The sequence below is a fragment of the Nostocoides veronense genome (assembly GCF_039531185.1).
Classification (GTDB): Bacteria; Actinomycetota; Actinomycetes; order Actinomycetales; family Dermatophilaceae; genus Nostocoides_A; species Nostocoides_A veronense.
Window position 1 is genome coordinate 36,442 of the sequence record NZ_BAAAPO010000038.1, and the last position, 24,725, is coordinate 61,166.

Consider the following 24,725-nt stretch of genomic DNA (forward strand, 5'->3'; position numbering starts at 1 on the left):
CATCTTGTGCGAGGGTGGCCTCATGTCTGACATGACAGCGTCGTCGTCAATGGGTGCGGACCCCGTCCTGCAAAGCTTCATGGATGCGCAGAAGAGCGCCGTATTGGAGATCGCGGACCAAGGACTGTTGTCTCTAGCCCACCTCGTGGACTCCGGCGCCGTCGACGTATCACCCAAGTTTCAGCGTCGAGACCGATGGACCGCCGAGAAGCAGTCGTTGCTCATCGAGTCGTTCATGACCAACATTCCGGTCCCTCCCGTGTACCTTGCCGAGGACGCGGCGCGAATCGGCTCCTACTCCGTGATCGACGGGAAGCAGCGCCTTACGGCTATCTCTGTGTTCTTTGCCAACCGGCTAGCCCTGAGGGGTCTCACGCGCTTGCCTGCTCTCAACGGGCTCCGCGTCAACGACCTCCCGGAAGGGGTGCGTGTCGCCCTGGGGATGAAGAACCTACGAGTTACAACACTTCTGCGGCAGTCGAGTGAGGAGCTGAAGCACGAGGTCTTCCTCAGGCTCAACACTGGTGGCGAGATCCTGAATGCACAGGAAATTCGTAACGTTGCCTATAGAGGCCCCCTTAATGATTTGATTTACGAGCTCGCGGAGGATCAATTCCTCCGCACACAGTTCAAGGTCGTGCCAAAAGCGTCGCCTGCCTACCGCAAAATGACCGACGCTGAACTGGTTTTGCGCTTCCTGGCCCTAGAGGAGGGGTGGAGGAGCTTTCGGGGCGATCTGCGTGCAGAACTGGATCGGTTCATGATGGTCCACCGTTTCGATGACGAAGAAGAACTTTCCCGAAAGCGCAGGCTCTTCCAAGACGTCATGCACACCTGCGAGGCGATATGGGGAAGCGACGCCTTCAAGAGGTCTGGTCGAGACTTGGCTCTTGCTGGCCTCTTCGACGCCCAAGCCATTGCGGTTGCCGAGCTAACCAAGGATCAACGTCGGACTGCAATAGCAAAGAGGGCTTCGGTCGCAAGGGACTGCGCTGATCTCTTCAACGAAGACGAGTACGACGAAGCAGTTAGGCGCGCCACTAATACGCCCAGTCGATTGAAGTTCCGAACGCAACGAACATTGGACGTCCTCAAGGAACTAACGAGCTGATGGCCAGCGTTGCCCGCGACTCCTTCTTGAGCGGGATCCGTGCGCTGGAAGATCTATGCGCCGAGCCCATCGCCACTGACATGACAGCTCGAGGCAGCGTACTGAGGCGCGGACTGGTGGTGTCGGCCTACAATCTCCTTGAGACCTTCGTCATGGAGCGGACCACCGAATTGTTGCGTCACGCCGGCGCCGGGCCGACCCAGTTCACGGATCTAAATGAGGGTCAGCGTAAGAAGGCTCTGAGAAACATGTTGCAGGTCGCTAGCGCGCGCGTGTTTCGAGGGGATTGGGATCTCTCCTCTCTGGGACACCTCGCTGGCGAGTTGGGTGCCTCACTGAGTCCGTCGGGCGGTTTGGGGCTCCATCCTTACGCATTTCTCTGGGAGGGGAGCAACATGTCACCAGATGGTCTGCGTGAAACTCTCCGGATGTGGCACGTCAAGTCGCCATTTGAGCAGTTGAGGCTCTTATCCGGGGCGCTTGGTTTCGATATCCTCAAGCCGCTGGGAGGAGGGCAGATAGACCTGAAGGAGGATCTGAAGGAGCTCATGCAAATGCGCCACCGGTGTGCTCACGATTCCTCCGCAGTTGTTTCCGGTCTTGAGCTCAGAGCCATTCCTAATCGCATCTTGAGAGTTGCGGCGCCCTTCGACGTCCTAGCCTCCTCTGGTGCTCAACACCTTCGTGTGGGCACCTCCGGATACTTAGCAGATGATGACTTTGTGAGCGCACCAAGCATTGAGATCAGAGTGATCGAGGCCCGTTCGCAGGCCTGGGCACTGCTAAGAAGGAGTGGCAGTGCGGCGGAGCGTGTGATGCCCACTGTCGAACCGCTGGTCTCCTTGGCTTGCACGAGGACTCCCGACCATGGAGTGGTGGTGGTCCGAAGCCTGCAGCGGGAGGTGGTTACTTGGACAACGGTCGGTTGCGGGTGAAGGGGCCAGTCGGAAGACATGGTTATGGGAATCCCTCCCAAAGAGCCGACCTCGCGTTGATTCCAGCCCACGCCGTCCGGCCTGCCCTCCGCAGAGGAGCAGGCTGTCCGCAGACCCGCAGCCGGTGTGCGCACGACCGTGCTGTGGGCGACCCGCGCCGGTTCGGGGGTCTGGAGGTCAGTCACCGGGGGCGTCATTCGTTTTGGTGTCGCGGCTGAGGCCCTGTCCAGCGCCGCGTCAAGCATCGAGGGCTACGCCATGGACCACCGCCCGTCCCACGCCTGGGCAGGACGGGACAGGTGACGGCGGGAGGGGACCGGGTCCACGGGCAAGCCGAGCTCGACGCCCTTCACGGGCGGAGCCGCCACGGCTACCATGAGAGCCACGTCAGCACTCCTACTTGCTGTCGTCCGACCCCCGGAGGTTGCCGCCTCGCGGGGGTCTTACCTGCTCGCGGCCGGTGCTCTTATGCCCCACTTGTGCCCGGAGGCGGGAGGAGCAGAAGGGCCCTGACCACGTTTCCGCAGGTCAGGGCCCAATTCTCCACTGGTCGGGGTGACAGGATTTGAACCTGCGACCTCTTCGTCCCGAACGAAGCGCGCTACCAAGCTGCGCCACACCCCGTGGCTCGCCCGCGGCTCGCGCCACGAACTGATCGCGACCTTGCGGCAGCGACGAGACAGGATAACCCAGCGGCGGCGGGCGGCTGAAATCGGTTTCGGTCAGGCCCGCGGCACTAGGGTGATCAGGCTCGCCTCGGGCCGGCAGCCGAAGCGCACCGGCGCAAAGGGCGAGGTCCCAAGACCGGCGGAGACGTGCAAATAGGGCGCCTCGGTCGGCGCCTGAGCCGACGGTATGCCGTTGGCCCCCACCCACCACCGGCTCAGTCCCTTCGCGCGCGACCGGTCGAGGTCGCAATTGGTGACCAGCGCGCCATACCCGGGCAGGCACAGCTGCCCACCGTGGGTGTGGCCGGCGATGATCGCATCGACTCCGTCGGCGGCCATCGCGTCGAGCACCCGGACATAGGGCGCGTGCACCACGCCGAGGAAAAGGTCACTGGCACCAGCGGGGGGACCGGCCACCTCGTCATACCGATCCCGATCCAGATGCGGGTCGTCCACGCCCACGAACTCGAGGTCGAGCCCACCGATGGACAGCTTGCCGCGCGCATTGTTCAGGTCGAGCCAGCCGGCATCGCGGGTGAAGGACTCGATGAGTTTGCCCACGGGCAGGCGCCGGTCCTCGTCCATCGGTTGTCGCGAATCGGGGAGCAGGTAGCGCGCGGGGCTCTTGGCGCGCGGGGCGTAGTAGTCGTTGGAGCCGAGTGCGAAGACGCCGGGTATGCCGTACAGCGGCTCGAGTGCCCGGGCGACGGCCGGCACCGCCTCCATGTGGGCGAGATTGTCGCCCGTGTTGATCACCAGGTCCGGGCGGAAATCCGCGAGCCGGCGCACCCACTGGATCTTGCGCTCTTGGCGCGGCACGAGGTGCAGATCACTCATCTGGACGACTCGTATGCGGTCGGCGCCCCGGGGCAGGATCGGCATCGTGAAGCGGCGCAGCACGAACGCATTGCGTTCGATGAGCGAGGCGTATGCCAGCCCGCTCGCGCCGAAGGCGCCGGTCGCGGTGATCGCTCGCACGAGGGGATGCATCGAATCAGTCTTCCACGTCGTGCTCTGGCCTTTGGGAGAGAACCTGTACATACGCAACGGTAATGATCCGTTGCGTATGTCCAGGTTGTGGCAATGGGCGCGAATGTGCTCCGTCAAGAAGGCGAGCCAGAAACGGGTTGCGGGGGGTTGAGAGGATGGGCGTATGGACGTGACGAAGGCGAGTCTGCAGGCGGAGTTGACCGAGGCGATGCGGGCGCAGGACAAGGTGCGGGCGGGGACGCTGCGGATGGTATTGACGGCGATCACCGTCGAGGAGAGCGCGGGCAGCCACCATGAGCTCGGGGCCGACGAGGTCGCCAAGGTCATCGCCAAGGAGGCGAAGAAGCGGCGGGAGGCGGCGACGGCATACACCGACGCGGGCCGACCGGAACTGGCCGCGGTCGAGCAGGCTGAGCTGGCGATCTTGGAGGCCTACCTGCCCAAGCAACTCACCGAGGACGAGGTCCGCGCGATCGTGGAAGCGACGGTCGCCGAGACCGGAGCCACGGGTATGCCGCAACTCGGCCTAGTCATGAAGGCCGTCCAGGCGAAGGTGGCCGGCCGCTTCGACGGCGGGCAGGTCGCCGGCCTGGTGCGCGCCCGGCTGCAGCGGGGCTGACGGCTCGCCCCCGGGTCTCGCGTGTTCGGCCCAGGGCCAGGGCGACCTAACGCTTGAGCTACCGCCTGGTATTGGTCGCGATCAAGACCTATACCAGGCGGTAGCTCGGGCGGTAGCGCGCCTCCGGTTCTGGGGGGAGCTGGATGAGCAGCGCAAGGGCGCCGGCGATGAGGGGGCAGCGACGGCGAGCTCCTGCCACCCCTGAGGCCAACAACCGGCCCGAACGCACTGACCGTCGGCCCCGTCAGCTCCCAGCCCGAGCCGAGGATCGAGAAGGTCCCCCCAGAACAGCGTCCACAGGGCGCCGGCGCTGGAGGCGAGCGAGATTCGCGCATGAGGGCGCGGACCCGCGAGCAGCGCGAGCGCGGCCGCCAGGACGAGGGTGAACGCCCCCCAGGGGAGCGAGGGCGCGATGGTCTGGCTCACCTCGTCGGCCCGGGTCAGCGATGCGTGCCCTAGCTCACCGCCGCCGAACCCAGCCAGCAGGTCCCGACGACGGCCAGCAGGCCCCCGAGCACAACGCCAGCGATGCCAAGCACGCGCGAGCGGGTAGTCACGGGAGGAGCGTCGACTGGCTGGACCTCCACTGGCACTGCCACGTGCCCTTTAGCCCGGTGAGATGGTGCCGGTGCTCGTGGGCTTCGTCGGGGTGTTGCTCGGCTTTGTCGGGCCTGTGCTCGGGCTTGTGCTTGGGCTGGTGCTCGAGGAGCTCGGCTTGGTCGGGGGCGGCGGCGGCACATAGCCATTGGACGTGAGCAGCGCGATCGTCGAGCCGCGCGGCGCCTGACCGGCGGGGGCGGTCTGGGCGACCACGCCATACGGCAGGGTGCTCTGGACCTGACCGCCCTCGATCGCATCGAAACCCGCCGCCCGCAGGGTGAAGATCGCGTTCTGGACCGACATCCCGATAACGCTCGGGACCCCGATCAGGTCGCCATAAAGAATCTTCGAGCTCGGCGTCGGGAAGGGCTCATCAGGCATGGTGGCGGTGATCTGCTTCATGATCGTGCCCCACAACGGCGCAGCGATGGTGCCACCGAAGACATTGGGGTAATACCGGCCGCCGATGACGATGCTGTCCATCTCCCGCTGCTTGATCGGCGTCCCGACGTAGACGGCGGTCGCGAGCTGCGGCGTGTACCCGACGAACCACGACTGCTGGTGGCCCTCGTGGGTTCCGGTCTTGCCGGCCGCATTCTTGTAGAAGCCCGCTTGTCCGCGGATGCCTGCCGTGCCGGTGCCGCCCGTGATGACGCCCTTGAGCAGCTCATCGGCGCCCGCGACGATGTCCGGCTGCAGCACCTGCTTGCACTTCACGGCGGGCAGCTTCAGGCTCTTGCCGTCCGCGGTCGTGATGGACTCGATCGGGTTGACCGGGCACCATTTGCCATTCGCCGCGAGCGTCGCGTAGACGTTGGCGAGCGTCACCGGAGGCATCGAGCCGGACCCGAGGACCAGGTTCGAGGGTGTCGGGTAGACCTCCTTGCCAGCCCCGTCGACGGCCCCCAGCCGCTTCCACATCTCCTGAACCTTGCACCCGCCGAGCGAGATCATCGTCGCGGCAAAGGCGCTGTTGATCGAGTTGGCCGTGGCGTGGCGGAAGGTTTCTGTCGGGCCCCGGGTCTGGTAGTCGTTGCTGACATACCAGGCGTCCGGGCTGCCGCAGCCGTCCTTGTAGATATTCGGCGGGAAGACGTGCGCATTGGCCCGCCCGACGCCAGCCTTCGGGGCGGGGACCGAGCCATTGACCGGATAGCCATTCTCCAAGGCGGTCAGCAGGGTGAAGACCTTCGCCGTGGAGCCGATCGGGAAGCCGAGCGTGCCGCCATATGCCGTAGGCACCACCCAGCTCTGCGTGGTGAGCCCGACCGTGGACTTGTTGTCCTTGGTCTGGCCATATTCGGAGGTCTGGGCCATCGCGAGCAGCTTGCCCGTGCCGGGCTCGACCACGGCCGCGGCGGCGCCGACACCTGACGGATCGCCGGCGGGGACCCGCGAGCGCAGGTCGCGCACGATCTCTTGGTTCCAGTCCATCCGCAGCGTGGTCTTGATCCGCAGACCGCCGCGGGTGATCGCGAGGTTGCGCTCGTCGACATTCTTGCCGAGCACTGGGAGGGTCTTCAGATAGGCGATGACGTAATTGCAGAAGTAAGGTTCGGGGCTCTTGGCGCAGTTGCCGCCCTCGGATTCCCGGATGCGCAGCAGGCTCTTGACCGATGGCTTCTTGGCGGCCGCCGCCTGCTCCAGGCTGATCACGCCGACCGCCGCCATCCGGTCCAGGACCACATCGCGGCGCTCCTGGGCGGCGGTCGGGTTGTTCCGGGGGTCCGTCGCGCTCGGGCTCTGAACGACACCCGCGAGCGTGGCGGCCTGGGTCAGGTTGAGCTCGCTCGCGTGGACATTGAAGTAGTGCAGGGCCGCGGCCTCGATGCCATAGGCCTGGTCGCCGTAATAGGCGAGATTGAGATAGCCCTGCAGAATCTGCTTCTTGGTCATCTGCTTCTCGACCTGCATCGCGAGCGCCATCTCGCGCAGCTTGCGGCCGTAGTTAACGTCGACGGCATCGGCGGCGCCCTGCTCGTCGCCCTTCTTCAGCGCTTCATATTGCAAGGTCAGCTTGACGAACTGCTGGGTCAGCGAGGAGCCACCCTGCGTGGAATTGCCCGAGGCGTTGTTGAAGAAGGCGCGCGCGGTGCCGCGGACATCGAGGGCACCGTGTTCATAGAAGCGGCTGTCCTCGATCGCGATCTGCGCCTTCTGCATGATCTGGCTGACCTTGCTCAGCTTCACCACGATCCGGTTCTGGTCGTATGGCGTGGCGATCAGCTTGTTGTTCGCATCAACGATGCGCGACTGCTGCGACAAGGCGGTCGTCGAGAAGGTCTTGTCAATATTGTCGAAGGCGGTGATCGCCTTGTTGCTGGTGGAGCCAGCGACCCCGACCACAGGAATCGCCAGACCGGCCGCGAGGACCCCGAGCGCCACGCTGACGGCGAGAAAGGCCGCGACGAGGGACATCAGGTGCGGCATCGACGCGCGGTCCGGGCGAACGGGCATGAGCGTCAGGGTAACCCGCCGAGCTTGGGAGCTTCGGGAGCCGGGACGCGCGCCGAATCGGTGGAGACGAGATTTCTGCGGTACTCGGTGTATCAGAGCCTCGCGCCCCCACTCGGTAGCACTAATGGGAGGAATCGCGGAGGGATGAAGACCATGAGTGTGTTGGCGCAGATCGAGGCTGGACACGGTCCGCAAAACTGGGCTTCGCAGGGTGCCTGCGTCGCCGCCGACCCGGACGAGCTCTTCGTCCGGGGCAAGGCCCAGCACGAGGCCAAAGTCCTCTGCCGGAGGTGCCCCGTCCAGCGACAGTGCCTCGCCGATGCGCTCGACAATCGAGTGGAGTTCGGCGTATGGGGTGGGCTCACCGAGCGCGAACGCCGCGCCTTGCTCCGGCAGCACCCCGAAGTGGTCTCGTGGCAGGCCACGCTCCTGACCGCGCGTCCGAGCGTGCGACGCTCCGCCTGAGAAGGATTGCGGACGCTGGCGACGGCATACGCCTCAGCCGGCGAGGTCGGCGCCCACCGCTCGCAGGCCGTCGAGATCGTGGATATCGCGCGCGGCGGCGGGAACCTGGGTCAACGCCACCCCGGGATTGGTCGCGCGGAAACGGCCGATCTGCGCCTGGTGCCGCTCGGCGCTCGTCGCGAGGTCCGTATGCAGTCGCAACAGCCCCGCGGTCGCGCTCGACCGCGCCCCACCGGCCTCGAGCGCCTCGGCGGCGTCTTGTGCCCGAGCCCGGGTCAGGCGGCCCGCGACGAACTGGACGCGGTTGACGACGACGCCAGCGAGCGGCATACGTTCCTGCCCAAGGCGCTCGACGAAAAAGGCGGCCTCACGGAGCGCATCCCGATCGGGGGACGCGACGACGACGAAGGCGGTCTCGTCGTCTTGGAGCAGGGCATAGGTCTGATCCGCGCGCTCGCGGAAGCCGCCGAACATGGTGTCCAGCGCCGCGACGAAGGTCTGGACATCGCGCAGCAACTCGCCGCCGAGCACCTTGGTCATCACGCCCATCGCCACCGACAGCGTCGCCGTGGCCGCCTTGAGGTAGGCGCGTCCACCGGCCTTCGCCGGGGCCATGAGGATGCGGATGAATCGGCCGTCGAGGAAGGAGCCGAGCCGCTTCGGGGCATCGAGGAAGTCCAGGGCTGAGCGCGACGGGGGCGTGTCGACGATGATCAGGTCCCACTGATCATCGGTCGCAGCTTGGGCGCGCAACTGGCCGAGCTTCTCCATCGCCATGTACTCCTGGGTCCCGGCGAAGGAGGAGGAGACGGCGATATAGAAGGGATTGGCGAGGATCTGGGCGGCCTTTTCGGGGGAGGCGTGCTGCTCCACGACCTCATCGAAGGTCCGCTTCATGTCCAGCATCATCGCGGCCATGGACCCGCCGGCCGCAGTGTCGACGCCCTGGACGGGGCGAGGGGTGTTGTCCAGGGCGGTCAGGCCGAGCGACTGCGCGAGTCGCAGGGCCGGGTCGATCGTTAACACCACGACGCGACGGCCGGATTCGGCGGCGCGCAGGCCGAGGGCCGCGGCGGTGGTCGTCTTGCCCACCCCGCCGGCGCCGCAGCAGACGATGATTTTCTTGGCGTGGTCGGCGAGCAGGGCGTCGATGTCGAGCGCGCTCCCAGCGGTGGTCCGGGCCATCGTCACACCATTCCTTGGGCGCGCAGTTCGTCGGCGAGCACGGTAATGCCGCCGGAGTCGAGTCCTTCGGGCAGGGCGGGCAGATAGAACACCTTGCGACCCTGCTCCTGGATGCGCTGGTCTTGCTCGGCCTGCAGGTCGAGGCGTTCCAAGTGGGCGGCGGCCTCGTCCAGCAAGACGCCCGCGGTTTCGGCCGGGTCGGGCACGCCAGCGGCCGAGAGATCGGCTTCGATGTCGCGGCGCATGGCCGGCGCCACCCCGCCGGACAGGGCGTCGAGATCCGCATCGGACAGGATCGGATCGCGCACCTGATTGACGACGATCGCGCCGACCGGGAAGCCCTCGTCACCCAAGTGCTGGACCGCGTCGAGACACTCCTGCACGGGCATTTCCTCCAGCAGCGTCACCAGGTGCACGGCCGTGATCCGGCTCTGCAGAACCCGGGTGATGGACTCGGCCTGGGCCTTGATCGGGCCCATACGCGCCACCTCCGCGACCTCCTCATTGACTCCCAAGAATCGGGCCACGCGACCGGTCGGCGGGGCGTCGAGGACGACCGCGTCATACACCTTGGTCGCCTTCTTGCCCCGGCCCTCGGTGCGGCCGACCGCTTCATACACCTTGCCGATGAGCAGGACGTCGCGCACGCCGGGAGCGATGGTGGTCGCGAAATCGACGGCCCCGATCTTTTCCAGCAGGGAGCCGGCCCGGCCCAGCTTGTAGAACTTCTGGAGGTATTCCAGCAGCGCCGCCTTGGGTTCGACGGCGAGGCCGAAAAGCCTTCCGCCGGAAGGGTGTTCGAGGATCAGCGTCTCGGCGGACGAGAGCGGCGCAATGTCGAAGGTCTGGCTGATGCCCTGCCGGTCCTCGACCTCCGCGAGCAGGACTTTGTTGCCCTGCGCGGCGAGGGCCAGGGCCAGGGCTGCGGCGACCGTCGTCTTGCCGGTGCCACCCTTGCCCGTGACGATGTGGAGGCGCACGCCGGATGTCGAAGTCACCCGGCAACTTTAGTTGGGCACCGGCGGTAGGGTCGGCCTCATGACCCGCTGGGAGTACGCCACCATCCCCTTGATCGTCCACGCCACCAAGGCGATTCTCGACCAGTGGGGGGCCGACGGCTGGGAACTCGTCCAGGTCGTCCCGGGTCCCGACGGCAACGGCCTCGTCGCCTATCTCAAGCGTCCCGTCGAGTAGCCCCCGCCAGCCCACCGAGCCCGTCGTATGCGGGCCGCTGACCAGCACGAATAGCTCAGGAGGAGCCCAGGAATGTCCGCTGTCGAAGACCGCCTCGCCGAGGTCGGATTGACGGTGCCGGCCGTCACGCCGCCGGTTGCGGCATACGTCCCCGCCGTCCGTCATGGCGACCTCGTGTTCACCTCCGGCCAACTCCCCATGGTTGCCGGTGCGCTCGCCGCGACGGGCAAGGTCGGCGATGGTGAGGGCCTTGTCACACCCGAGCAGGCCAAAGAGTTGGCGCAGACCTGCGCGCTGAATGCGATCGCCGCCGTGAAGGCGTTGATCGGGGACCTTGACCAGGTGACCCAGGTCGTCAAGGTCGTCGGTTTCGTCGCGAGCGACCCCGCCTTCAGCGGCCAGCCGGGCGTCATCAATGGTGCGAGCGAGTTGCTGGGCAAGGCGTTCGGCGACGCGGGCGTGCACGCGCGGTCCGCCGTCGGCGTCGCGGCTCTCCCGCTGGACGCGCCCGTCGAGGTCGAGATCACCGTCGCCATCGCCTGAGCTTCGGTATGGCGCGCGACTTCCCGATCCCGACGACGCCGGAGTCAGCCGCGCACATTGCGGCGTGGGTTGACGCGCCCGGTGAGGGCGGGCCGGTCAAGCCCGCCGCCACGGTGATGCTCGTGCGCGATGGCGCCCGTGGGGTCGAAGTCTTCATGCAGCGCCGGGTCGCGAGTATGGCGTTCGCCCCCCGCCGCGCCGTCTTCCCTGGCGGGTCGGTGGATCCCGGCGACCACGAGGCGCTGCCCTGGCATGGTCCCGAGCCAACGGTGTGGGCGAAGGCACTGCGGTTGCCCGAGGGCGAGGCGGTCGCGGTCGTCGCCGCCGCCATCCGCGAACTCTTCGAGGAGGCCGGCGTCCTCCTGGCGTCTGAGCGCCCGGCCGGGGACGACCTAACCTCTGCTAGCACCACTTACGTCACTGCGGACAGGTTGCACCCTGTGTCCAGTCACCTAACTAGTGCTAGCAGAGGTTACGAAGCCCCCCGCGTGGACGCGTGGCGCGGGGAGTTGGAGCGGCGGGAGGTCACGCTGGCGGGGCTGCTACGCCGCGAGGGGCTCGTGGCGCGCGCCGACCTGCTCGGCTACCACGCCCGCTGGATCACTCCGGCGATCGAGCCACGGCGATACGACACACACTTCTTCACCGCGCTACTCCCCGCTGGCCAGCAGGCGGACGACCGCACCACCGAGGCCGAGAGCGCGGATTGGGTTGTCCCGCAAGCAATTCTCGCCGAGCCGGGAAATCGGCTCATGCCGCCGACCATCGCGTGCCTGGACGACCTTGCCGCCGCGTCCAGTGCCGCTGAGTTCGTGTGCCTGTGCCAAGACGCCCCTGTCATCGCCCCGGTGCCCGTTCGGCACGGCGACGGCTGGGCCATGCGAGCGGTGGAGCTGTGACGGCGCCCCCGGAGTCGACCGCCGCGCCCTGGTCTGGCGGCCAGATCACCGAGCACGCCACCTGCGTGCTGGCGCCCAACCCCGGCCCGATGACGCTCGATGGCACGAATACCTGGGTCCTCATGGCGCCCGGCGCCGATGAGGCGATCGTCATCGACCCGGGCCCGCTCGACGAGACGCACCTCGCCGCGGTGGCTGATTTGGTCGCGAGCCGCGGTGCCCGGGTCCGCGAGACGATTCTCACGCATGCTCACCTCGACCATTCCGAGGGCGCCGGACGATTTGCCGAACTCACCGGCTCCCGGATCCGTCCCGTCGGGACCGGCCACGACGACCTCACCGACGGCTCTCTCGTCAGCGTCCGCGGCCTAGACCTTCGCGTCGTGGCGACCCCCGGGCATACCCGTGACTCGCTGTCCTTCGCCCTCGAAGCCGACCACGCCCTGCTCACCGGGGACACGGTGCTTGGCCGGGGGACGACCGTGGTGGCGCACCCGGATGGTGAGTTGGCGGCATACCTCGACTCGCTCGCGGCGATTGCCGCCCTCACCGGCGACGGCCGGGTCACGTCGATCCTGCCCGGCCACGGCCCGGCCATTCCGGATGCCGCCGCCATGGTCGCCTACTACCGCCTCCACCGCCGCGAGCGGCTCGAGCAGGTCAAGGCGGCCCTAGCCGACGGCGCCACCGACGTCGAGGGCGTCCTGCAGCGGGTGTATGCCGAGGTGCCCGAGTCGGTCTGGCCCGCCGCGCGGCTGAGCATCGCGGCCCAGTTGGAGTACCTCCGCGGCGGCTAGGAACTGCGCTACCGCCTGGTATCGGCCGCGATCACGACCAATACCAGGCGGTAGCCCGGTCGCTAGGGTCGAAAGGTCGCGGCGCGAGGCGAGCGTCTCAGACGCCGGCGCGCTTGGTGAGCCGCTCGATGTTCTGCAGCAGCACCGCGCGGGCTTCCAGCTTCAGCCAGCCCCGCGTGGCGAAGTCGGCGAGCGCCTTGTTGACGGTCTCGCGAGAGGCGCCGACGAGTTGAGCCAACTCCTCCTGCGTCAGGTCGTGAGCCACGAGGATGCCGTCCTCGACTGGGCGGCCGAAGCGGTGCGACAGCTCCAAAAGCGCCTTGGCCACGCGGCCGGGGACATCGGTGAACACCAGGTCGGCGAGCGATTCGTTGGTGCGGCGCAGCCGGCGGGCCAGGGCCGCGAGCAAGGTGAAGGAGGCCTGCGGGCGGCTGACGAGGTAGCCGTGCAGGGATTCGGTGCCGAGGCCCACCAGTTGGGTTTCGGCGACGGCGGTGGCGGTGGCGGTGCGGGGGCCGGGGTCGAAGAGGCTGAGCTCGCCGAACATTTCGCCTGGACCGAGGATGGCCAGCAGATTCTCGCGACCGTCATAGCTCGTGCGCCCGAGCTTGACCTTGCCTTCGGTGATGACATAGAGCCGGTCACCCGGGTCGCCCTCGTGGAAAAGAATGTCGCCGCGCTCCATATGCACCGGCGTCATCGTCGAGAGCAGATCGGTCGTCGCCTGCTCATCGAGGCCGGCGAACAGGGGCGAGCGGCGCAGCACGTCGTGGTCCACGAGGGAGAGTCTGCCAGAGCCGCCGACCGCTCCGGCAGGTGTGGTGCCTTGTGCCGCGGCGTCAATCGGTGTGGCGAAGATTTTAGGCGGGGTCCCCGCGAAGTATCGCAGCGAGGGACGAGCGGAGAACTTCGTGGGGTGTCTTAGTCGCCTTGGTCGAGGCCGAGCGCGAAGAGGCGGGTGCTTTGGCCGTGCAGGCCGGCCAGCGTGATCTCGAAGCCCTCCGGGTGCGGGGAGACCTGCGAGATCACGACGCCACCCTTCTCGGCCAGCACGGCGACATGAGGCAGGGCGCCACGCACCGCGGAGCGGGCGAGGATCACGGTACCGTCGGCGAAGCCCAGCCGCGCCACACCCCTCCCAGGCGAGCGGCGGATCGTGCGCACCGGCACCCGGTGCGCCCGCAGATGCGTCAACCGGGTCAGCAGCAGTCCCGCCCGCGCACCGTCGCCTTCCGCAGCCACCGCCGCCAGCCGGGCGCGCAGCTCCTCATCGTCCGGACCGAAAAGATCCTCCCCGTGCACGTCGTATGCCGCCCGCCCACTCGCCCCGCCGCCCCGGCCCTTCCCGGAACGCCGCCGGTGGCTGGAGTCCCCGCGACCGGCGGCTCGCCGCCGGGCCACCTCGACGCTCAGCACACCGAGGGCGAGCCCCACGAGCAGCCAGCCGGTCGAGTCCATAACGCAGTCTCCCAGGACGGCCGTCCGCGCGCCCATCCGCATACTGATGGCGCCCCGAAGCGTGCCTACAGTGGACCCCATGCCGGAGACCGACCTCGCGCTGACCCGTCGGGCGCGGAAGATATATCGCGAGCTCGCCGACTTCTATCCCTATGCCCACTGCGAGCTGGATTTCGAGACTCCGCTCCAGTGGCTTGTCGCGACGATCCTGTCCGCTCAGACCACCGATGTCGGAGTTAACAAGGTCACCCCGATTCTCTTCGCTCGCTATCCCGATGCCGCGGCATATGCCGGCGCCGACCGGGCCGAGATGGAGGCCATCGTCGCCCCGACCGGCTTCTTCCGGGCCAAGACCGATTCCTTGATGAAGCTCGGCGCGGCTCTTGAGGAGCGGTATGGCGGGCAGGTCCCGGCCACGCTGGCCGACCTCGTGACCCTGCCGGGCGTGGGCCGCAAGACGGCAAATGTGGTGCTGGGCAATGCCTTCGGCGTTCCTGGCATCACTGTCGATACCCACTTCGGGCGGCTGGTGCGCCGCTTCGCGTGGACCCAGGAGGAGGATCCGGTCAAGGTGGAGTTGGCCGTCGGCGAACTCTTCCCGAAGCGCGATTGGACGATGCTCTCGCACGTCCTGATCTTCCATGGCCGCCGCATCTGTCACGCCAAACGGCCCGCGTGCGGGGGTTGCCCGGTCGCGCGATTGTGCCCCTCCTATGGCATCGGCGAGACGGACCCGGTGGCCGCGCTGAAGCTGCGCAAGTTCGAGCTCGCCCCAAGTCGGGCGGGCGCCAATCCGGACTTCGGCGTATGAGCGAGGCTCCGGCCTGGTTGCGCGAGTTGCCCGAGCGCGTGGCGCGGCTTGACCCGGCATACTTCCGGGACTTCCAGCCGCCGGCGAACGCGACGCGCCACTCGGCGGTGCTGATGCTCTTCGGTGAGGCGCCGGACGGGAGCACCGATGTGCTGCTCACCGAGCGTGGTTCGCAATTGCGCGCGCACGCCGGGCAGGTCTCCTTCCCCGGTGGCCGCGTTGACCCGGAGGATTCGGGCGCCATCGACGCCGCCTTGCGCGAGGCCGAGGAGGAAGTCGGGGTCGATCCGGCCGGCGTCGAGGTGATCGCCGCGCTGCCCTCCCTATATCTCTCACCCAGCGACAATGTCGTCACCCCCGTCGCAGCGTGGTGGCACACGCCCGTCGAGGTCTTCCCGCTCAGCACCATCGAGGTCGAGCGCGTGCGCCGGGTCCGGTTGGCCGATCTGATCGACCCCGCCAATCGCTTCCTCATCGACACCCCGATCGGCTATGTCAGCCCCGGCTTCGAGGTGGCCGACCTCTATGTCTGGGGGTTCACCGCCAAACTGCTCGACGTCACGCTCGAGTTGGCCGGCCTGATGACGCCTTGGGATGAGTCGGTGCGCCGGGACCTCCCGCCGCAGATGTGGCGCCGCTGACGGTTCGCCGCGAGGCTCAGAGGCTGGACTTGACCGCTTCGACGGTCTTCTGCGCCTCGGTGATTGCCTGCTCGGGCTTGGGCTTTGCCTTGCTGACGGCCTTCTTGCCGAGCAGGCCGAGGATCGCGGCGACGAGGAAAAGCAGGCCGGTGACGATGGCGTAGCTCGCCGACAGCGGCAGCCAGATGTCGAGGACGTAGGCCAGGGTGTGGAAGAGGAAGATCAGCCCGAGCAGCGCCACGAAGCCGGCGGCGCCGAGCATCCCGGCGCCTTTGCCGGCGACCTTGAGCCCGCCGGTGACTTCGGCCTTGGCCAGTTCGATCTCGGAGCGCACCAAGGTTGAGACGTCACGGCTCGCATCGGCGACCAACTGCCCGATCGTGCGCGCCCCGTCGATGTCCGGGCGCCGGTTGTCCAAAGGTGCGCTTCCCACGGCGCTCACGATAGCGGGTCGGGGTGGGTCGCCGGACCGGAGACGGCCAGGCCGCTGTCGGCATACACATCGGGTATGCCGTCCCCATCCTCATCGCGCGACTCCCGCGCCTCCTGTTCGCGATAGCGGGCATTGCGCGGGACGAGCACGAGGGCGGCGAGCATGGCAGCGATGAGGGAGCCCATGAGGACGGCCAGCTTGACGTGGTCGTCGCGGTCACTGCCCGCGCCATACGCCAACTCGCCGATGAGCAGGGAGACGGTGAAGCCGATGCCCGTCAGGAAGCTCAAGCCCACGACATCGAGCCAGCCAAGATCGGGGTCGAGGTCGGCCTTGGTGAAGCGGGCGGTGAGATAGGTGGCGCCTAAGACACCGACGATCTTGCCGAGGACGAGGCCGCAGATAACGCCCAGGGCGACCGGGTCGGCCCAGGTTTCGCCGAAGCCGCCGCCGACAACCCGCACGCCGGCGGCGAAGAAGGCGAACACGGGCACGGCCAGGCCGGCTGAGATGGGCCGCATCCGGTGCTCGAAGACGTGCGCGACATCGGTCTCGCGATCGTGGACGCTGATGGCGGGGACGCTGGCGCGCGGTTTGACCGGGACGACGAGTCCGAGGAGCACACCGGCCACCGTCGCGTGCACGCCGGAGGCGTGGACCAGGCCCCAGGTCGCAGCCGCGAGGGGCACGAGCAGCCAGGCGTGCGTGATCCGGCGTTGCGTCAGGAAGGCGAAGGCCGCGAGGGGGATCACGGACAGCAACAGCGGGGTGGCGTTGAAGTCGCTGGTGTAGCCGATCGCGATGATGACGATGGCGATCAGGTCGTCCACGACGGCGAGCGTCAAGAGGAAGGAGCGCAAGGCCGCGGGTAGGTGCGAGCCGAGAACCGCCAGGACGGCCAGCGCGAAGGCAATATCGGTCGCGGCCGGGATGGCCCAGCCGCGCAGGGCATCCCCGGTGCCGCCAGCCAGACGCGCGACGGTGAGGAAGACGAGCGCGGGGACGACCACTCCGCATATGGCAGCGACGATCGGCACAGCGGCGCGCTTCGGGTCGCGCAGATCCCCGACAAGGAACTCGCGTTTGAGTTCCAGCCCGGCGACGAAGAAGAAGATCGCGAGCAGGCCGTCGGCCGCCCAATGCCCGAGGCTGAGGCGCAAGTGGCCCCAATCGGTGCCGACCTTTAGGTCGCGGAGGGCGACATACGACTCGTGCCACGGGCTGTTCGCCCACAGGAGGGCAAGGACCGCGGCGCCGAGCAGCAGCGCGCCGCCGACGGTTTCGGTGCGCAGCGCGGCCTTGAGGGCGGTGGCCTCGGGCCAGGAGGGACGCGACAGGATGCGTCCGCGGCCGGGTGGGATCGTCATAGGAGTCCTTCGGGGTCGCTCGAACTGATTCGCCGACCAGGCTTCCCGGCACTCCTTGGGCTTATTTTACCGTGGGCCAGCGGGCGGTCCGACCGTCGCCGGTCCGGGGCAAACCGGGGAGGAAACCGGTAGCCCGTGTCTGGACAGGGTTCGTAGGTTGGTGCCATGTCTGTCGCTGATGCGGACAGTAGCGGTTCTCGACGAACTGCGTCGCCTGTGGAATGTGGTGTCCGAGCACGAGATTCGACCGTCCGGTCGGCTACTCGTTGACGAATTGCAGGGTCACTTCGCCAGCCCGCCACACGAAATGGCCGTGCTCACCGAGGCGCCGCCGACGAGAACTGACAAGCGGCGTCAGGCGGTGTGCGCGTGCGCCCCGAGCAGTCGATGCGCGGCGTCGTCGTCGACGGAATCGAAGAAGTCGCCGACGACATCCTCGAGTTGGTCGAGTGAGTCGGCGGCGAAGAGCACCGACTGGTAGGTCGTGATGTCGTAGGGAATGGTCGCCATCTGTTCCAGGTCGAGAGGGCGAATCTCCATGTGCGAGAAGGCATCCATCTCGCCATAGGAGGACAGGATGCCGGCGCCATAGGCCTTCAGCACGTCGGCCTCCCACATCACGCCAAACTCCATGCTGAACCAGAAGACATCCGCGACGACCTTGACGGCCTCATCGGACTCCAGCCGGCGGGTGGCGCGCCCGGCCGCCTCGGTCAGCCGGGCGAAGCGCGGCGAGGCGAGCTGATTCGCGTGCCCGATGACCTCGTGGATGATGTCTGGCTCGGGGGTGTAAAGCGGCTGGCTCGGGTGGCGGAGGTACTGCGTGGAGTGAAAAACCCGATCGCCCAGCGAGCCATAGAAGTCGCGCAGGCCGACCAAACCGGGGGCGCACACATACGACCAGCCGGTCAAGGAGTGCAGCGCCTCGGTGACCTCGCCGAGTTGGGGCACCCGGTCGGTCGGCAGGCGCAGGGCGGCCTTGCCTCGAAGGTATTCGCTGTGGGCATAGCGCTCGTGCTTTGGCGCCAGCTCGGTGCTGGCGACCGCCCACACCGCGTCCTCGGCGGGGGTATAGGTGATGAGCGGGACCGGGGTGCCGGGCTGCCAGGCGAGCGAGGCGGCGGCGATTTCCCCGCGGCGGCTGCGGTATGCCGGGTCGTTCAGCCCGGGGTGATCCGCACCCAAGTGCACCTCGACGGTGCCGTCGGCGCGGGTGGTGACGGGTGAGTACAGCTGGCCTTCTTCGAACATCTCGGCCCCCTTTCGCCTCGCGACGTCGATGTCCTGAGGTGCCTTCCAGGGAACCAGAAAGCCGCGGTTCGTGGCTAGTGTGCTCGCTTGTGTGCCGCAAATGTCGCACTATTGCGCACAGCAAAGCGGCCGAGAGTGAACATATTGCCCACTCTCGGCCGCTCTCCTGCCTGAGGCGTCCGGGTCAGTCGCCGAGGCCCTGCTTGATGGCGTTCATCACCGTCGAGTCCGCGAGCGTCGTCACATCGCCGACCTCGCGGCCCTCGGCCACGTCTTTGAGCAGGCGGCGCATGATCTTGCCGGAGCGGGTCTTGGGCAGTTCCGAGACGATCATGATCGTGCGCGGCTTGGCGATCGGGCCGATCTCCTTCGCGACGTGATTGCGCAATTCCTTGACGAGGTCGACGCCCTCGCCGAACTCGTCAGCCTCCTCGATGTGCTCCTGGCGCAGGATGACGAAAGCGACGACCGCCTGCCCGGTGGTCTCGTCGCTGGCCCCGACGACCGCCGCTTCGGCGACCTTTGGGTGGCTGACGAGCGCCGACTCGATTTCCGCGGTGGAGAGGCGGTGGCCGGAGACATTCATGACGTCATCGACCCGGCCGAGCAGCCAGATGTTGCCGTCGGCGTCATACTTCGCGCCATCGCCGGCGAAGTAGTACTTCTCGCCGAACCGGCTCCAGTAGGTGTCCTTGTAACGCTGCGGGTCGCCCCAGATGCCGCGCAGCATCGACGGCCAGGGCTTGGTGAGCACCAGGTAGCCGACCTTCTCCGGCTCGGTGAAGGGGTGCCCCTCGTCGTCGAGAATCTCGGCGCTGATGCCGGGCATGGGCTTTTGGGCTGAGCCGGGCTCCAGAGTGGTCACGCCGGGCAGCGGCGAGATCATGATCGCGCCGGTCTCGGTCTGCCACCAGGTGTCGACGATCGGGCAGCGGTCGCCGCCGATGTACTTGCGGTACCACAGCCACGCCTCGGGGTTGATCGGCTCGCCGACCGAGCCCAGCAGGCGCAGCGATGACATATCGAACTTCGCCGGGATGTCGTGCCCCCACTTCATGAAGGTGCGCACGGCGGTGGGTGCGGTGTACAGGATCGTCACCTTGTACTTTTCGATGATTTCCCACCACCGGCCCTGGTGCGGGGTGTCGGGTGTGCCCTCATACATCACCTGCGTCGCGCCATTGGCGAGCGGACCGTAGACGATGTACGAGTGGCCGGTGACCCACCCGATGTCGGCGGTGCACCAATACACATCGGACTCCGGATGCACATCGTGCACAACCGAGTTGGTGTACGCGCACTGTGTCAGGTAGCCACCGGTGGTGTGGAAGATGCCCTTCGGCTTCCCGGTCGTGCCGGAGGTGTAAAGGATGAACAGCGGGTGCTCGCTGTCGTGCGGTTGCGCCTCGTGGGTCTCACTGGCCGCGTCCAGCAGATCCGACCACCACAGGTCCCGACCCTCGTTCCACGGGGTGTCCTGGCCGGTGCGCTTGACGACGACGACCTTCTCGACGGTCGTTTCGGCGTGGTCCAGGGCCGCATCCACGGCCGGCTTGAGAGCGCTCGGGGCGCCGCGGCGATAGCCGCCGTCCGCCGTGATGACGATCTTGCAGGAGGCGTCATTGATGCGGGTGTTGAGCGCCTCGGCGGAGAAGCCGCCGAAGACGACCGAGTGCGGTGCGCCGATGCGGGCGCAAGCGAGCATCGCGACGACCGCCTCGGGGATCATCGGCAGGTAGATCGCGACCGTGTCGCCCTTGCCAACTCCCAAGGCCCCCAAGGCATTTGCGGCCTTCGACACCTCACGCTGCAGGTCGGCATAGGTGATGGTTCGGGTGTCACCCGGTTCACCCTCGAAGTGAATCGCGACCCGGTCGCCATTGCCCGCCTCGACGTGCCGGTCGACGCAGTTGTATGCCGCATTCAGTTCCCCGCCGACGTACCACTTGGCGAAGGGCGCGTCCGACCAGTCGAGGGTCTGGTCGAAGTCGGTCGCCCAACTGATCCGCTCGCGGGCCTGCGCGGCCCAGAAGCCCTCGTGGTCCGCGTCGGCATCGGCATACATCTGCGCGGTGCCATTGGCCTGCGCCGTGAAGGCCGGGTCCGGCGGGAAGGTGGGATGGCTGGCCGACAGGCTCTCGTCGCTCGACACGTGGGCTCCTCCTTGAGACGTGGTGTTGCCTTCCACCTTCCCAGGCGGGAGCCCGGCGCTTCAACCGGGTCCGTATGCCGCTCGGCAGGCGGGTTCGTCTCGGCGCTGAGCGGTCCCGCCCGGAGCCGGACGGTGCTGGCCCGGTGCGTTGGGGTTGTTTCGTTTCGGTATTGACTAGGCCCTTCGTGTAGCCCCACGTGTGCATCCGCGCCACGATGGACCGATGACGCGTCGTCAACTGCTCGCGATGCTTGCCCTGATCAGCGCCCCCCTGGCGGGCTGCGGCGTGACACGGGGGGACGACAGCGGCCCGCCACGGCTGCGAATGATGATCCCCAACCGGCCGGGCGGTGGCTATGACCTGACCGGGCGGGCGGCCGTGGCGACGATGGAGGACACGGAGCTGACGAAGCGCTTCGAGGTTTTCAATGTCACGGGCGCGAGCGGCACCGTCGCCATGGCGCGGCTGATGAATGATAAGGGCGCCGAAGACCTGCTGATGACGATGGGTCTCGGCGTGGTCGGTGCGCTCTACACGAACAAGACAAAGTACAAACTCACGGATGCGACGCCGATCGCCCGACTCATCGAGGAGTCGGAAGGCGTTGCGGTGCCCGCGGATTCGCCATACACCTCCATCGACGACCTGATCGCCGACTGGAAGAAGGACCCCGGCGGACTCACGGTGGGCGGCGGCTCGTCGCCTGGCGGACCGGACCACCTATTCCCGATGGAACTCGCGCGCTCGGTCGGCATCAAAGCCACCGAGGTCAACTACACGCCCTATGACGGTGGCGGCGATCTGCTGGCGGCCCTCCTCGGCTCAAAACTCGACATGGCCACCTCCGGACTTGGCGAGTTCACCGAGCAGATCAAGGAGGGCAAGATCAAAGTCCTCGCCGTCTCGGGGGAGAAGAAGATCACCGGCGTGGACGCGCCGACGCTCCAGGAAGCCGGCATCGATCTGGTCTTCATCAACTGGCGAGGCGTCCTTGCGCCGCCCGGCGTCAGCGCGGAGACCGCAACCACTTTCATCACCCTCCTGACCGAGATGCACGCCACGCCGGAGTGGAAAGAGGTTCTGCGCCAGAAGGATTGGACGGACGCTTTCATGACGGGTGAGGAGTTCGGCAGTTTCCTGAAGGACCAGGACAACCGGGTTGCGACAACGCTGAAGGAGTTGGGGTTGGTATGACGGACTCACCCGTGATCCGAGAGGGTGCGCCCGTCCCGGATGCTCCCGATGCCGCCGCGGCGGGTCCTGATAGGGCGCAACTCGGGCTGGCCGCACTCGTGGCGGCGGTCGGGATCTTCTGCATCGCGGGGACGTGGAATGTCCAAGCCGGCTTCTCTGGCGCCGACCCACTCGGGCCGCGCTTCCTGCCCCGGGTGGTGGGCCTGGCGCTGATCGTGCTGGCTGTCCTTCTGGCGGTTGCCACCCTGCGCGGTGATCGCGGCGAGGCCGAGGAGGGCGAGGATGTTGACCTCTCGCACAAGCCGGACTGGATGACGGTGGCCCAATTAGCAGGCATCTTCGCGCTGAATATCGCGCTCGTTGATTTCCTGGGCTGGGCGATCACCGGCGCGCTGCTCTTCGCGGGTGTCGCGCGGGTGCTCGGCAGCCGGACGTGGATCCGGGATCTCATCATCGGTGCGGTGCTCTCGGTCGGATCGTTCTATGCGTTCTACGTCGGGCTCGGCGTGCCGATCCCGCCCGGCATCCTGGACGGGATCCTCTGACATGGACGCACTCAATGGCCTGATGGATGGCTTCGCCACCGCGCTGACGCCGATGAACCTGCTGTATGCCTGCATCGGCGTCATCCTCGGCACCGCCGTCGGCGTGCTGCCCGGCATCGGCCCCGCGATGACCGTGGCCCTCCTGCTGCCGATCACCTACAACGTCGAGCCGGCCAGTGCCTTCATCATGTTCGCCGGAATCTATTACGGCGGCATGTATGGCGGCTCGACCACCTCGATCTTGCTCAACACCCCCGGTGAATCCTCTTCTGTCATAACGGCTTTGGAGGGCAACAAGATGGCTAAGGCGGGTCGCGCCGCTCAGGCATTGGCCACTGCGGCGATCGGCTCGTTCGTGGCCGGCTCGATCGGCACCGCGCTGCTGGTGGCCTTCGCTCCGTCGATCGCCAATCTCGCCGTCAAGCTCGGCGCACCGTCCTATTTCGCCATCATGCTGCTCGCCCTCGTCGCCGTCACCGCGGTGCTCGGCGCTTCCAAGCTGCGCGGCTTCATCGCTCTGTTCCTGGGACTCGCGATCGGACTGGTGGGGATCGACGGACTGACGGGACAGAACCGGCTGACCCTCGGCATACCCCTGCTCTCGGATGGCATCGACATCGTCGTGATCGCGGTCGCGATCTTCGCGATCGGCGAGGCCCTCTGGGTCGCGGCGCATTTGCGTCGCCGGCCGGTCGAGGTGATCCCGGTCGGCCGCCCGTGGATGGGCAAAGAAGACTGGAAGCGGTCGTGGATGCCCTGGCTTCGGGGCACGGCCTATGGCTTCCCGTTCGGTGCCCTGCCCGCGGGTGGCGCGGAACTGCCGACCTTCTTGTCCTATGTCACCGAGCGCAAGCTGGCCAAGAAGCCGGAGGAGTTTGGGCATGGTGCGATCGAAGGCGTCGCCGGGCCGGAGGCCGCCAATAACGCCTCGGCCGCAGGGACGCTCGTGCCTATGTTGAGCCTGGGTCTGCCGACCAATGCGACCGCGGCGGTCATGCTCGCGGCCATGACCGGCTATGGAATCCAGCCTGGCCCAGCGCTTTTCGAGGAACACGGTGACCTCGTGTGGGCGCTCATCGCGAGCCTGTTCATCGGCAACCTGCTGCTGCTCGTGCTGAACCTGCCGCTCGCGCCGCTGTGGGCGAAGCTGCTGCGCACGCCACGGCCATACCTCTATGCGGGGATCCTCTTCTTCGCCAGCCTCGGTGCGTATGCCGTGAACCTCCAGTGGTTCGACCTGGCCCTGCTGCTCTTCTTCGGCCTGTTGGGGCTGTTGATGCGCCGCTTCGGGTTGCCGACGCTGCCGCTGATCATCGGCGTCATCCTCGGGCCTCGGCTGGAGATCCAATTGCGTCAGGCGCTCCAGCTCGGCGAGGGTCAGTGGAGCACACTCTTCTCTGAGCCTGTCGCCGTGATCGTGTATGTCGTGATCGTCCTGCTTTTCGCCGCTCCTTACCTCACCCGGCTGGTCCGCCGCACTCCCCAGGAGGCCTGATGGTCATCGTCGTTGCGTACACCCCCGATTCGTCCGGCGAGGCAGCCCTGGCCTATGGCATCACCGAGGCGAAGCGGCGCGATGCCAAGATCGTCGTCGTCAACGCGACCCGCGGGGATGCCCTCGTCGATCCGCGCTTTGCCGGTGAATCGGCTGTCGGGACAATGGATTCCGAACTCTCCTCGGTCGAGCACGAGATCACGCAGCCGATCGGGCCGGATGTCTCGGACCTGATCATTTCCGAGGTGGAGCGGACCGGGGCCGACTACCTCGTGGTCGGCCTGCGTCACCGCACGCCCGTGGGCAAGCTCATCATGGGCAGTGTCTCCCAGCGGCTGCTCCTCGACTCGCCCGTCCCCGTCTTCGCCGTCCGCCCGCCTCGCGACTGAAGCGTGTCACCCGTCATGATGGCGCGCTGGCCCGTCACCTGACTGGCGCTGGCCCGTCACCTAACCTCTGCTGATATGGGGGGTGTGTTTGTCAAGGGGCAGGGGTGAGCGCCGCCGGGCTGGCTGCTCGGCGGCGCTCTATTCGTTCTCGGGCTGGGTCCGGGGGGTCGGCGTGTCTGTCGACGGCGCTGTCAGTCTGATATGCGCGGGTTGGTTACCGCAGGACGGTGCTTCGAAGGGTGCCTTGCCACGGGTCTAGGAGCGAGCGTGGCCGCGGGGGCTGCTCAGAGCAGAATCGTGGGGTGCTCCCGGCGCTACCGGGTTCCGGATCGGGTTGGGCGAGAACGAAACTCGTGGCGGACGTTAGTCCATGACGGCCAACGCCCAGGCGTGTCCGGCGAGTTCACGGGCGACCGCGACGACCGCGGTGGTGCGCTTCTTCTTCCGCGCCTCGAACGCTGCCCAGCGACCATTGAGGCGTCGGTTCGCCTGGTCAGCTCGGGCGACCACCGGGCCGGGTGCTTT

Annotated in this window: 24 protein-coding genes and 1 tRNA gene; 14 read left to right on the forward strand and 11 right to left on the reverse strand. The window is 67.2% G+C overall.

Going from position 1 to position 24,725, the window contains the following annotated elements:
- Positions 1–22: 22 nt before the first annotated feature.
- Both ABD225_RS12245 and ABD225_RS12250 read left to right on the forward strand, forming a co-directional pair.
- Positions 23–1,111: a DUF262 domain-containing protein gene (locus ABD225_RS12245; RefSeq protein WP_344085630.1), complete on the forward strand. Its 1,089-nt coding sequence runs from the start codon at positions 23–25 to the stop codon at positions 1,109–1,111.
- The gene (locus tag ABD225_RS12250; protein WP_344085633.1) at positions 1,111–2,046 is read left to right on the forward strand and encodes a hypothetical protein; all 936 of its coding nucleotides are present in this window, start codon (positions 1,111–1,113) and stop codon (positions 2,044–2,046) included. Before ABD225_RS12245 ends, ABD225_RS12250 begins: the two co-directional genes overlap by 1 nt.
- A 547-nt stretch (positions 2,047–2,593) precedes the next feature.
- Here the strand turns inward: ABD225_RS12250 and ABD225_RS12255 are convergent.
- Positions 2,594–2,670 (reverse strand) — tRNA-Pro (locus tag ABD225_RS12255).
- 98 nt (positions 2,671–2,768) lie between these two features.
- Positions 2,769–3,704 carry a metallophosphoesterase gene (locus ABD225_RS12260; protein ID WP_344085636.1) on the reverse strand — a complete coding sequence of 312 codons (936 nt, stop codon included), beginning with the start codon at positions 3,702–3,704 and terminating at the stop codon, positions 2,769–2,771.
- Between the two features lie 163 nt (positions 3,705–3,867).
- Here ABD225_RS12260 and ABD225_RS12265 point away from each other — a divergent pair, with 163 nt between their 5' ends.
- Positions 3,868–4,323: a GatB/YqeY domain-containing protein gene (locus ABD225_RS12265; RefSeq protein ID WP_344085639.1), complete on the forward strand. Its 456-nt coding sequence runs from the start codon at positions 3,868–3,870 to the stop codon at positions 4,321–4,323.
- A 606-nt stretch (positions 4,324–4,929) separates the two neighbouring features.
- Here ABD225_RS12265 and ABD225_RS12270 read toward each other — a convergent pair.
- Positions 4,930–7,380, reverse strand: a complete 2,451-nt coding sequence (locus tag ABD225_RS12270; protein WP_344085642.1) for a transglycosylase domain-containing protein — start codon at positions 7,378–7,380, stop codon at positions 4,930–4,932.
- Positions 7,381–7,533: 153 nt separating this feature from the next.
- Between ABD225_RS12270 and ABD225_RS12275 the strand changes: the two genes are divergently transcribed.
- Positions 7,534–7,845, forward strand: coding sequence for a WhiB family transcriptional regulator (locus ABD225_RS12275; RefSeq protein ID WP_344085645.1), 312 nt, complete (start codon positions 7,534–7,536; stop codon positions 7,843–7,845).
- Positions 7,846–7,878: 33 nt separating this feature from the next.
- On the opposite strand, the gene bagB is transcribed toward ABD225_RS12275, so the two are convergent.
- Both bagB and bagA read right to left on the reverse strand, forming a co-directional pair.
- Positions 7,879–9,030, reverse strand: a complete 1,152-nt coding sequence (gene bagB, locus ABD225_RS12280; protein WP_344085648.1) for an ArsA family ATPase — start codon at positions 9,028–9,030, stop codon at positions 7,879–7,881.
- Between the two features lie 2 nt (positions 9,031–9,032).
- On the reverse strand, positions 9,033–10,028 hold the full coding sequence (gene bagA / locus ABD225_RS12285) for an ATPase BagA (protein ID WP_344085651.1): 996 nt from the start codon (positions 10,026–10,028) through the stop codon (positions 9,033–9,035).
- A 40-nt stretch (positions 10,029–10,068) separates the two neighbouring features.
- Here bagA and sp36 point away from each other — a divergent pair, with 40 nt between their 5' ends.
- The 4 genes from sp36 (at position 10,069) to ABD225_RS12305 (ending at position 12,463) form a co-directional block, all read left to right on the forward strand.
- The gene (gene sp36 / locus ABD225_RS12290) at positions 10,069–10,224 is read left to right on the forward strand and encodes a Sp36 family protein (RefSeq protein WP_344085653.1); all 156 of its coding nucleotides are present in this window, start codon (positions 10,069–10,071) and stop codon (positions 10,222–10,224) included.
- A 72-nt stretch (positions 10,225–10,296) separates the two neighbouring features.
- Positions 10,297–10,767, forward strand: coding sequence for a RidA family protein (locus ABD225_RS12295; protein ID WP_344085656.1), 471 nt, complete (start codon positions 10,297–10,299; stop codon positions 10,765–10,767).
- Between the two features lie 8 nt (positions 10,768–10,775).
- The gene (locus ABD225_RS12300) at positions 10,776–11,666 is read left to right on the forward strand and encodes an NUDIX hydrolase (RefSeq protein WP_344085659.1); all 891 of its coding nucleotides are present in this window, start codon (positions 10,776–10,778) and stop codon (positions 11,664–11,666) included.
- Complete coding sequence (locus tag ABD225_RS12305; protein WP_425564409.1) at positions 11,663–12,463, forward strand: MBL fold metallo-hydrolase; 801 nt, start codon at positions 11,663–11,665, stop codon at positions 12,461–12,463. The genes ABD225_RS12300 and ABD225_RS12305 overlap by 4 nt, the downstream gene beginning before the upstream one ends.
- Before the next feature lie 97 nt (positions 12,464–12,560).
- Here the strand turns inward: ABD225_RS12305 and ABD225_RS12310 are convergent, their stop codons facing one another.
- Positions 12,561–13,241, reverse strand: a complete 681-nt coding sequence (locus tag ABD225_RS12310; protein ID WP_344085662.1) for a Crp/Fnr family transcriptional regulator — start codon at positions 13,239–13,241, stop codon at positions 12,561–12,563.
- Positions 13,242–13,384: 143 nt separating this feature from the next.
- A complete protein-coding gene (locus tag ABD225_RS12315) occupies positions 13,385–13,921 on the reverse strand; it encodes a hypothetical protein (protein ID WP_344085666.1) in 537 nt (178 codons plus the stop codon).
- Positions 13,922–14,000: 79 nt separating this feature from the next.
- Here ABD225_RS12315 and nth point away from each other — a divergent pair, with 79 nt between their 5' ends.
- Together nth and ABD225_RS12325 are read left to right on the forward strand one after the other, a co-directional pair.
- Positions 14,001–14,732, forward strand: coding sequence for an endonuclease III (gene nth, locus ABD225_RS12320; protein WP_344085669.1), 732 nt, complete (start codon positions 14,001–14,003; stop codon positions 14,730–14,732).
- Positions 14,729–15,373, forward strand: a complete 645-nt coding sequence (locus ABD225_RS12325) for an NUDIX hydrolase (RefSeq protein WP_344085672.1) — start codon at positions 14,729–14,731, stop codon at positions 15,371–15,373. Before nth ends, ABD225_RS12325 begins: the two co-directional genes overlap by 4 nt.
- 16 nt (positions 15,374–15,389) lie before the next feature.
- On the opposite strand, the gene ABD225_RS12330 is transcribed toward ABD225_RS12325, so the two are convergent.
- The 4 genes from ABD225_RS12330 to acs all read right to left on the reverse strand — a co-directional run bounded on the left by ABD225_RS12330 (position 15,390) and on the right by acs (position 20,489).
- Positions 15,390–15,806, reverse strand: a complete 417-nt coding sequence (locus tag ABD225_RS12330; RefSeq protein ID WP_344085674.1) for a phage holin family protein — start codon at positions 15,804–15,806, stop codon at positions 15,390–15,392.
- A 5-nt stretch (positions 15,807–15,811) separates the two neighbouring features.
- On the reverse strand, positions 15,812–17,173 hold the full coding sequence (gene nhaA, locus ABD225_RS12335) for a Na+/H+ antiporter NhaA (protein ID WP_344085677.1): 1,362 nt from the start codon (positions 17,171–17,173) through the stop codon (positions 15,812–15,814).
- A gap of 354 nt (positions 17,174–17,527) precedes the next feature.
- Positions 17,528–18,424, reverse strand: coding sequence for a phenylalanine 4-monooxygenase (locus ABD225_RS12340; protein ID WP_344085680.1), 897 nt, complete (start codon positions 18,422–18,424; stop codon positions 17,528–17,530).
- 184 nt (positions 18,425–18,608) lie between these two features.
- A complete protein-coding gene (acs, locus tag ABD225_RS12345; protein WP_425564411.1) occupies positions 18,609–20,489 on the reverse strand; it encodes an acetate--CoA ligase in 1,881 nt (626 codons plus the stop codon).
- Positions 20,490–20,799: 310 nt separating this feature from the next.
- Here acs and ABD225_RS12350 point away from each other — a divergent pair, with 310 nt between their 5' ends.
- From ABD225_RS12350 to ABD225_RS12365, 4 genes are read left to right on the forward strand one after another with little or no spacing between them, the layout of a single operon-like run.
- Entirely contained in the window at positions 20,800–21,771 is a 972-nt protein-coding gene (locus ABD225_RS12350) for a Bug family tripartite tricarboxylate transporter substrate binding protein (protein ID WP_344085686.1), read from the forward strand.
- Positions 21,768–22,316 carry a tripartite tricarboxylate transporter TctB family protein gene (locus ABD225_RS12355; RefSeq protein WP_344085689.1) on the forward strand — a complete coding sequence of 183 codons (549 nt, stop codon included), beginning with the start codon at positions 21,768–21,770 and terminating at the stop codon, positions 22,314–22,316. Before ABD225_RS12350 ends, ABD225_RS12355 begins: the two co-directional genes overlap by 4 nt.
- A gap of 1 nt (position 22,317) precedes the next feature.
- Positions 22,318–23,811, forward strand: coding sequence for a tripartite tricarboxylate transporter permease (locus ABD225_RS12360; protein ID WP_344085692.1), 1,494 nt, complete (start codon positions 22,318–22,320; stop codon positions 23,809–23,811).
- On the forward strand, positions 23,811–24,200 hold the full coding sequence (locus ABD225_RS12365; RefSeq protein WP_344085695.1) for a universal stress protein: 390 nt from the start codon (positions 23,811–23,813) through the stop codon (positions 24,198–24,200). The genes ABD225_RS12360 and ABD225_RS12365 overlap by 1 nt, the downstream gene beginning before the upstream one ends.
- Positions 24,201–24,725: the final 525 nt, after the last annotated feature.

Coding starts and splice junctions, on each gene's coding strand:
- ABD225_RS12245 (WP_344085630.1), top strand. CDS start 23: ATGTCTGACATGACAGCGTCGTCGTCAATGGGTGCGGACCCCGTCCTG.
- ABD225_RS12250 (WP_344085633.1), top strand. CDS start 1,111: ATGGCCAGCGTTGCCCGCGACTCCTTCTTGAGCGGGATCCGTGCGCTG.
- ABD225_RS12260 (WP_344085636.1), bottom strand. CDS start 3,704: ATGCATCCCCTCGTGCGAGCGATCACCGCGACCGGCGCCTTCGGCGCG.
- ABD225_RS12265 (WP_344085639.1), top strand. CDS start 3,868: ATGGACGTGACGAAGGCGAGTCTGCAGGCGGAGTTGACCGAGGCGATG.
- ABD225_RS12270 (WP_344085642.1), bottom strand. CDS start 7,380: ATGCCCGTTCGCCCGGACCGCGCGTCGATGCCGCACCTGATGTCCCTC.
- ABD225_RS12275 (WP_344085645.1), top strand. CDS start 7,534: ATGAGTGTGTTGGCGCAGATCGAGGCTGGACACGGTCCGCAAAACTGG.
- bagB (WP_344085648.1), bottom strand. CDS start 9,030: ATGGCCCGGACCACCGCTGGGAGCGCGCTCGACATCGACGCCCTGCTC.
- sp36 (WP_344085653.1), top strand. CDS start 10,069: ATGACCCGCTGGGAGTACGCCACCATCCCCTTGATCGTCCACGCCACC.
- ABD225_RS12295 (WP_344085656.1), top strand. CDS start 10,297: ATGTCCGCTGTCGAAGACCGCCTCGCCGAGGTCGGATTGACGGTGCCG.
- ABD225_RS12300 (WP_344085659.1), top strand. CDS start 10,776: ATGGCGCGCGACTTCCCGATCCCGACGACGCCGGAGTCAGCCGCGCAC.
- ABD225_RS12315 (WP_344085666.1), bottom strand. CDS start 13,921: ATGGACTCGACCGGCTGGCTGCTCGTGGGGCTCGCCCTCGGTGTGCTG.
- nth (WP_344085669.1), top strand. CDS start 14,001: ATGCCGGAGACCGACCTCGCGCTGACCCGTCGGGCGCGGAAGATATAT.
- ABD225_RS12325 (WP_344085672.1), top strand. CDS start 14,729: ATGAGCGAGGCTCCGGCCTGGTTGCGCGAGTTGCCCGAGCGCGTGGCG.
- nhaA (WP_344085677.1), bottom strand. CDS start 17,173: ATGACGATCCCACCCGGCCGCGGACGCATCCTGTCGCGTCCCTCCTGG.
- ABD225_RS12340 (WP_344085680.1), bottom strand. CDS start 18,424: ATGTTCGAAGAAGGCCAGCTGTACTCACCCGTCACCACCCGCGCCGAC.
- acs (WP_425564411.1), bottom strand. CDS start 20,489: ATGTATGCCGATGCCGACGCGGACCACGAGGGCTTCTGGGCCGCGCAG.
- ABD225_RS12350 (WP_344085686.1), top strand. CDS start 20,800: ATGACGCGTCGTCAACTGCTCGCGATGCTTGCCCTGATCAGCGCCCCC.
- ABD225_RS12355 (WP_344085689.1), top strand. CDS start 21,768: ATGACGGACTCACCCGTGATCCGAGAGGGTGCGCCCGTCCCGGATGCT.
- ABD225_RS12360 (WP_344085692.1), top strand. CDS start 22,318: ATGGACGCACTCAATGGCCTGATGGATGGCTTCGCCACCGCGCTGACG.
- ABD225_RS12365 (WP_344085695.1), top strand. CDS start 23,811: ATGGTCATCGTCGTTGCGTACACCCCCGATTCGTCCGGCGAGGCAGCC.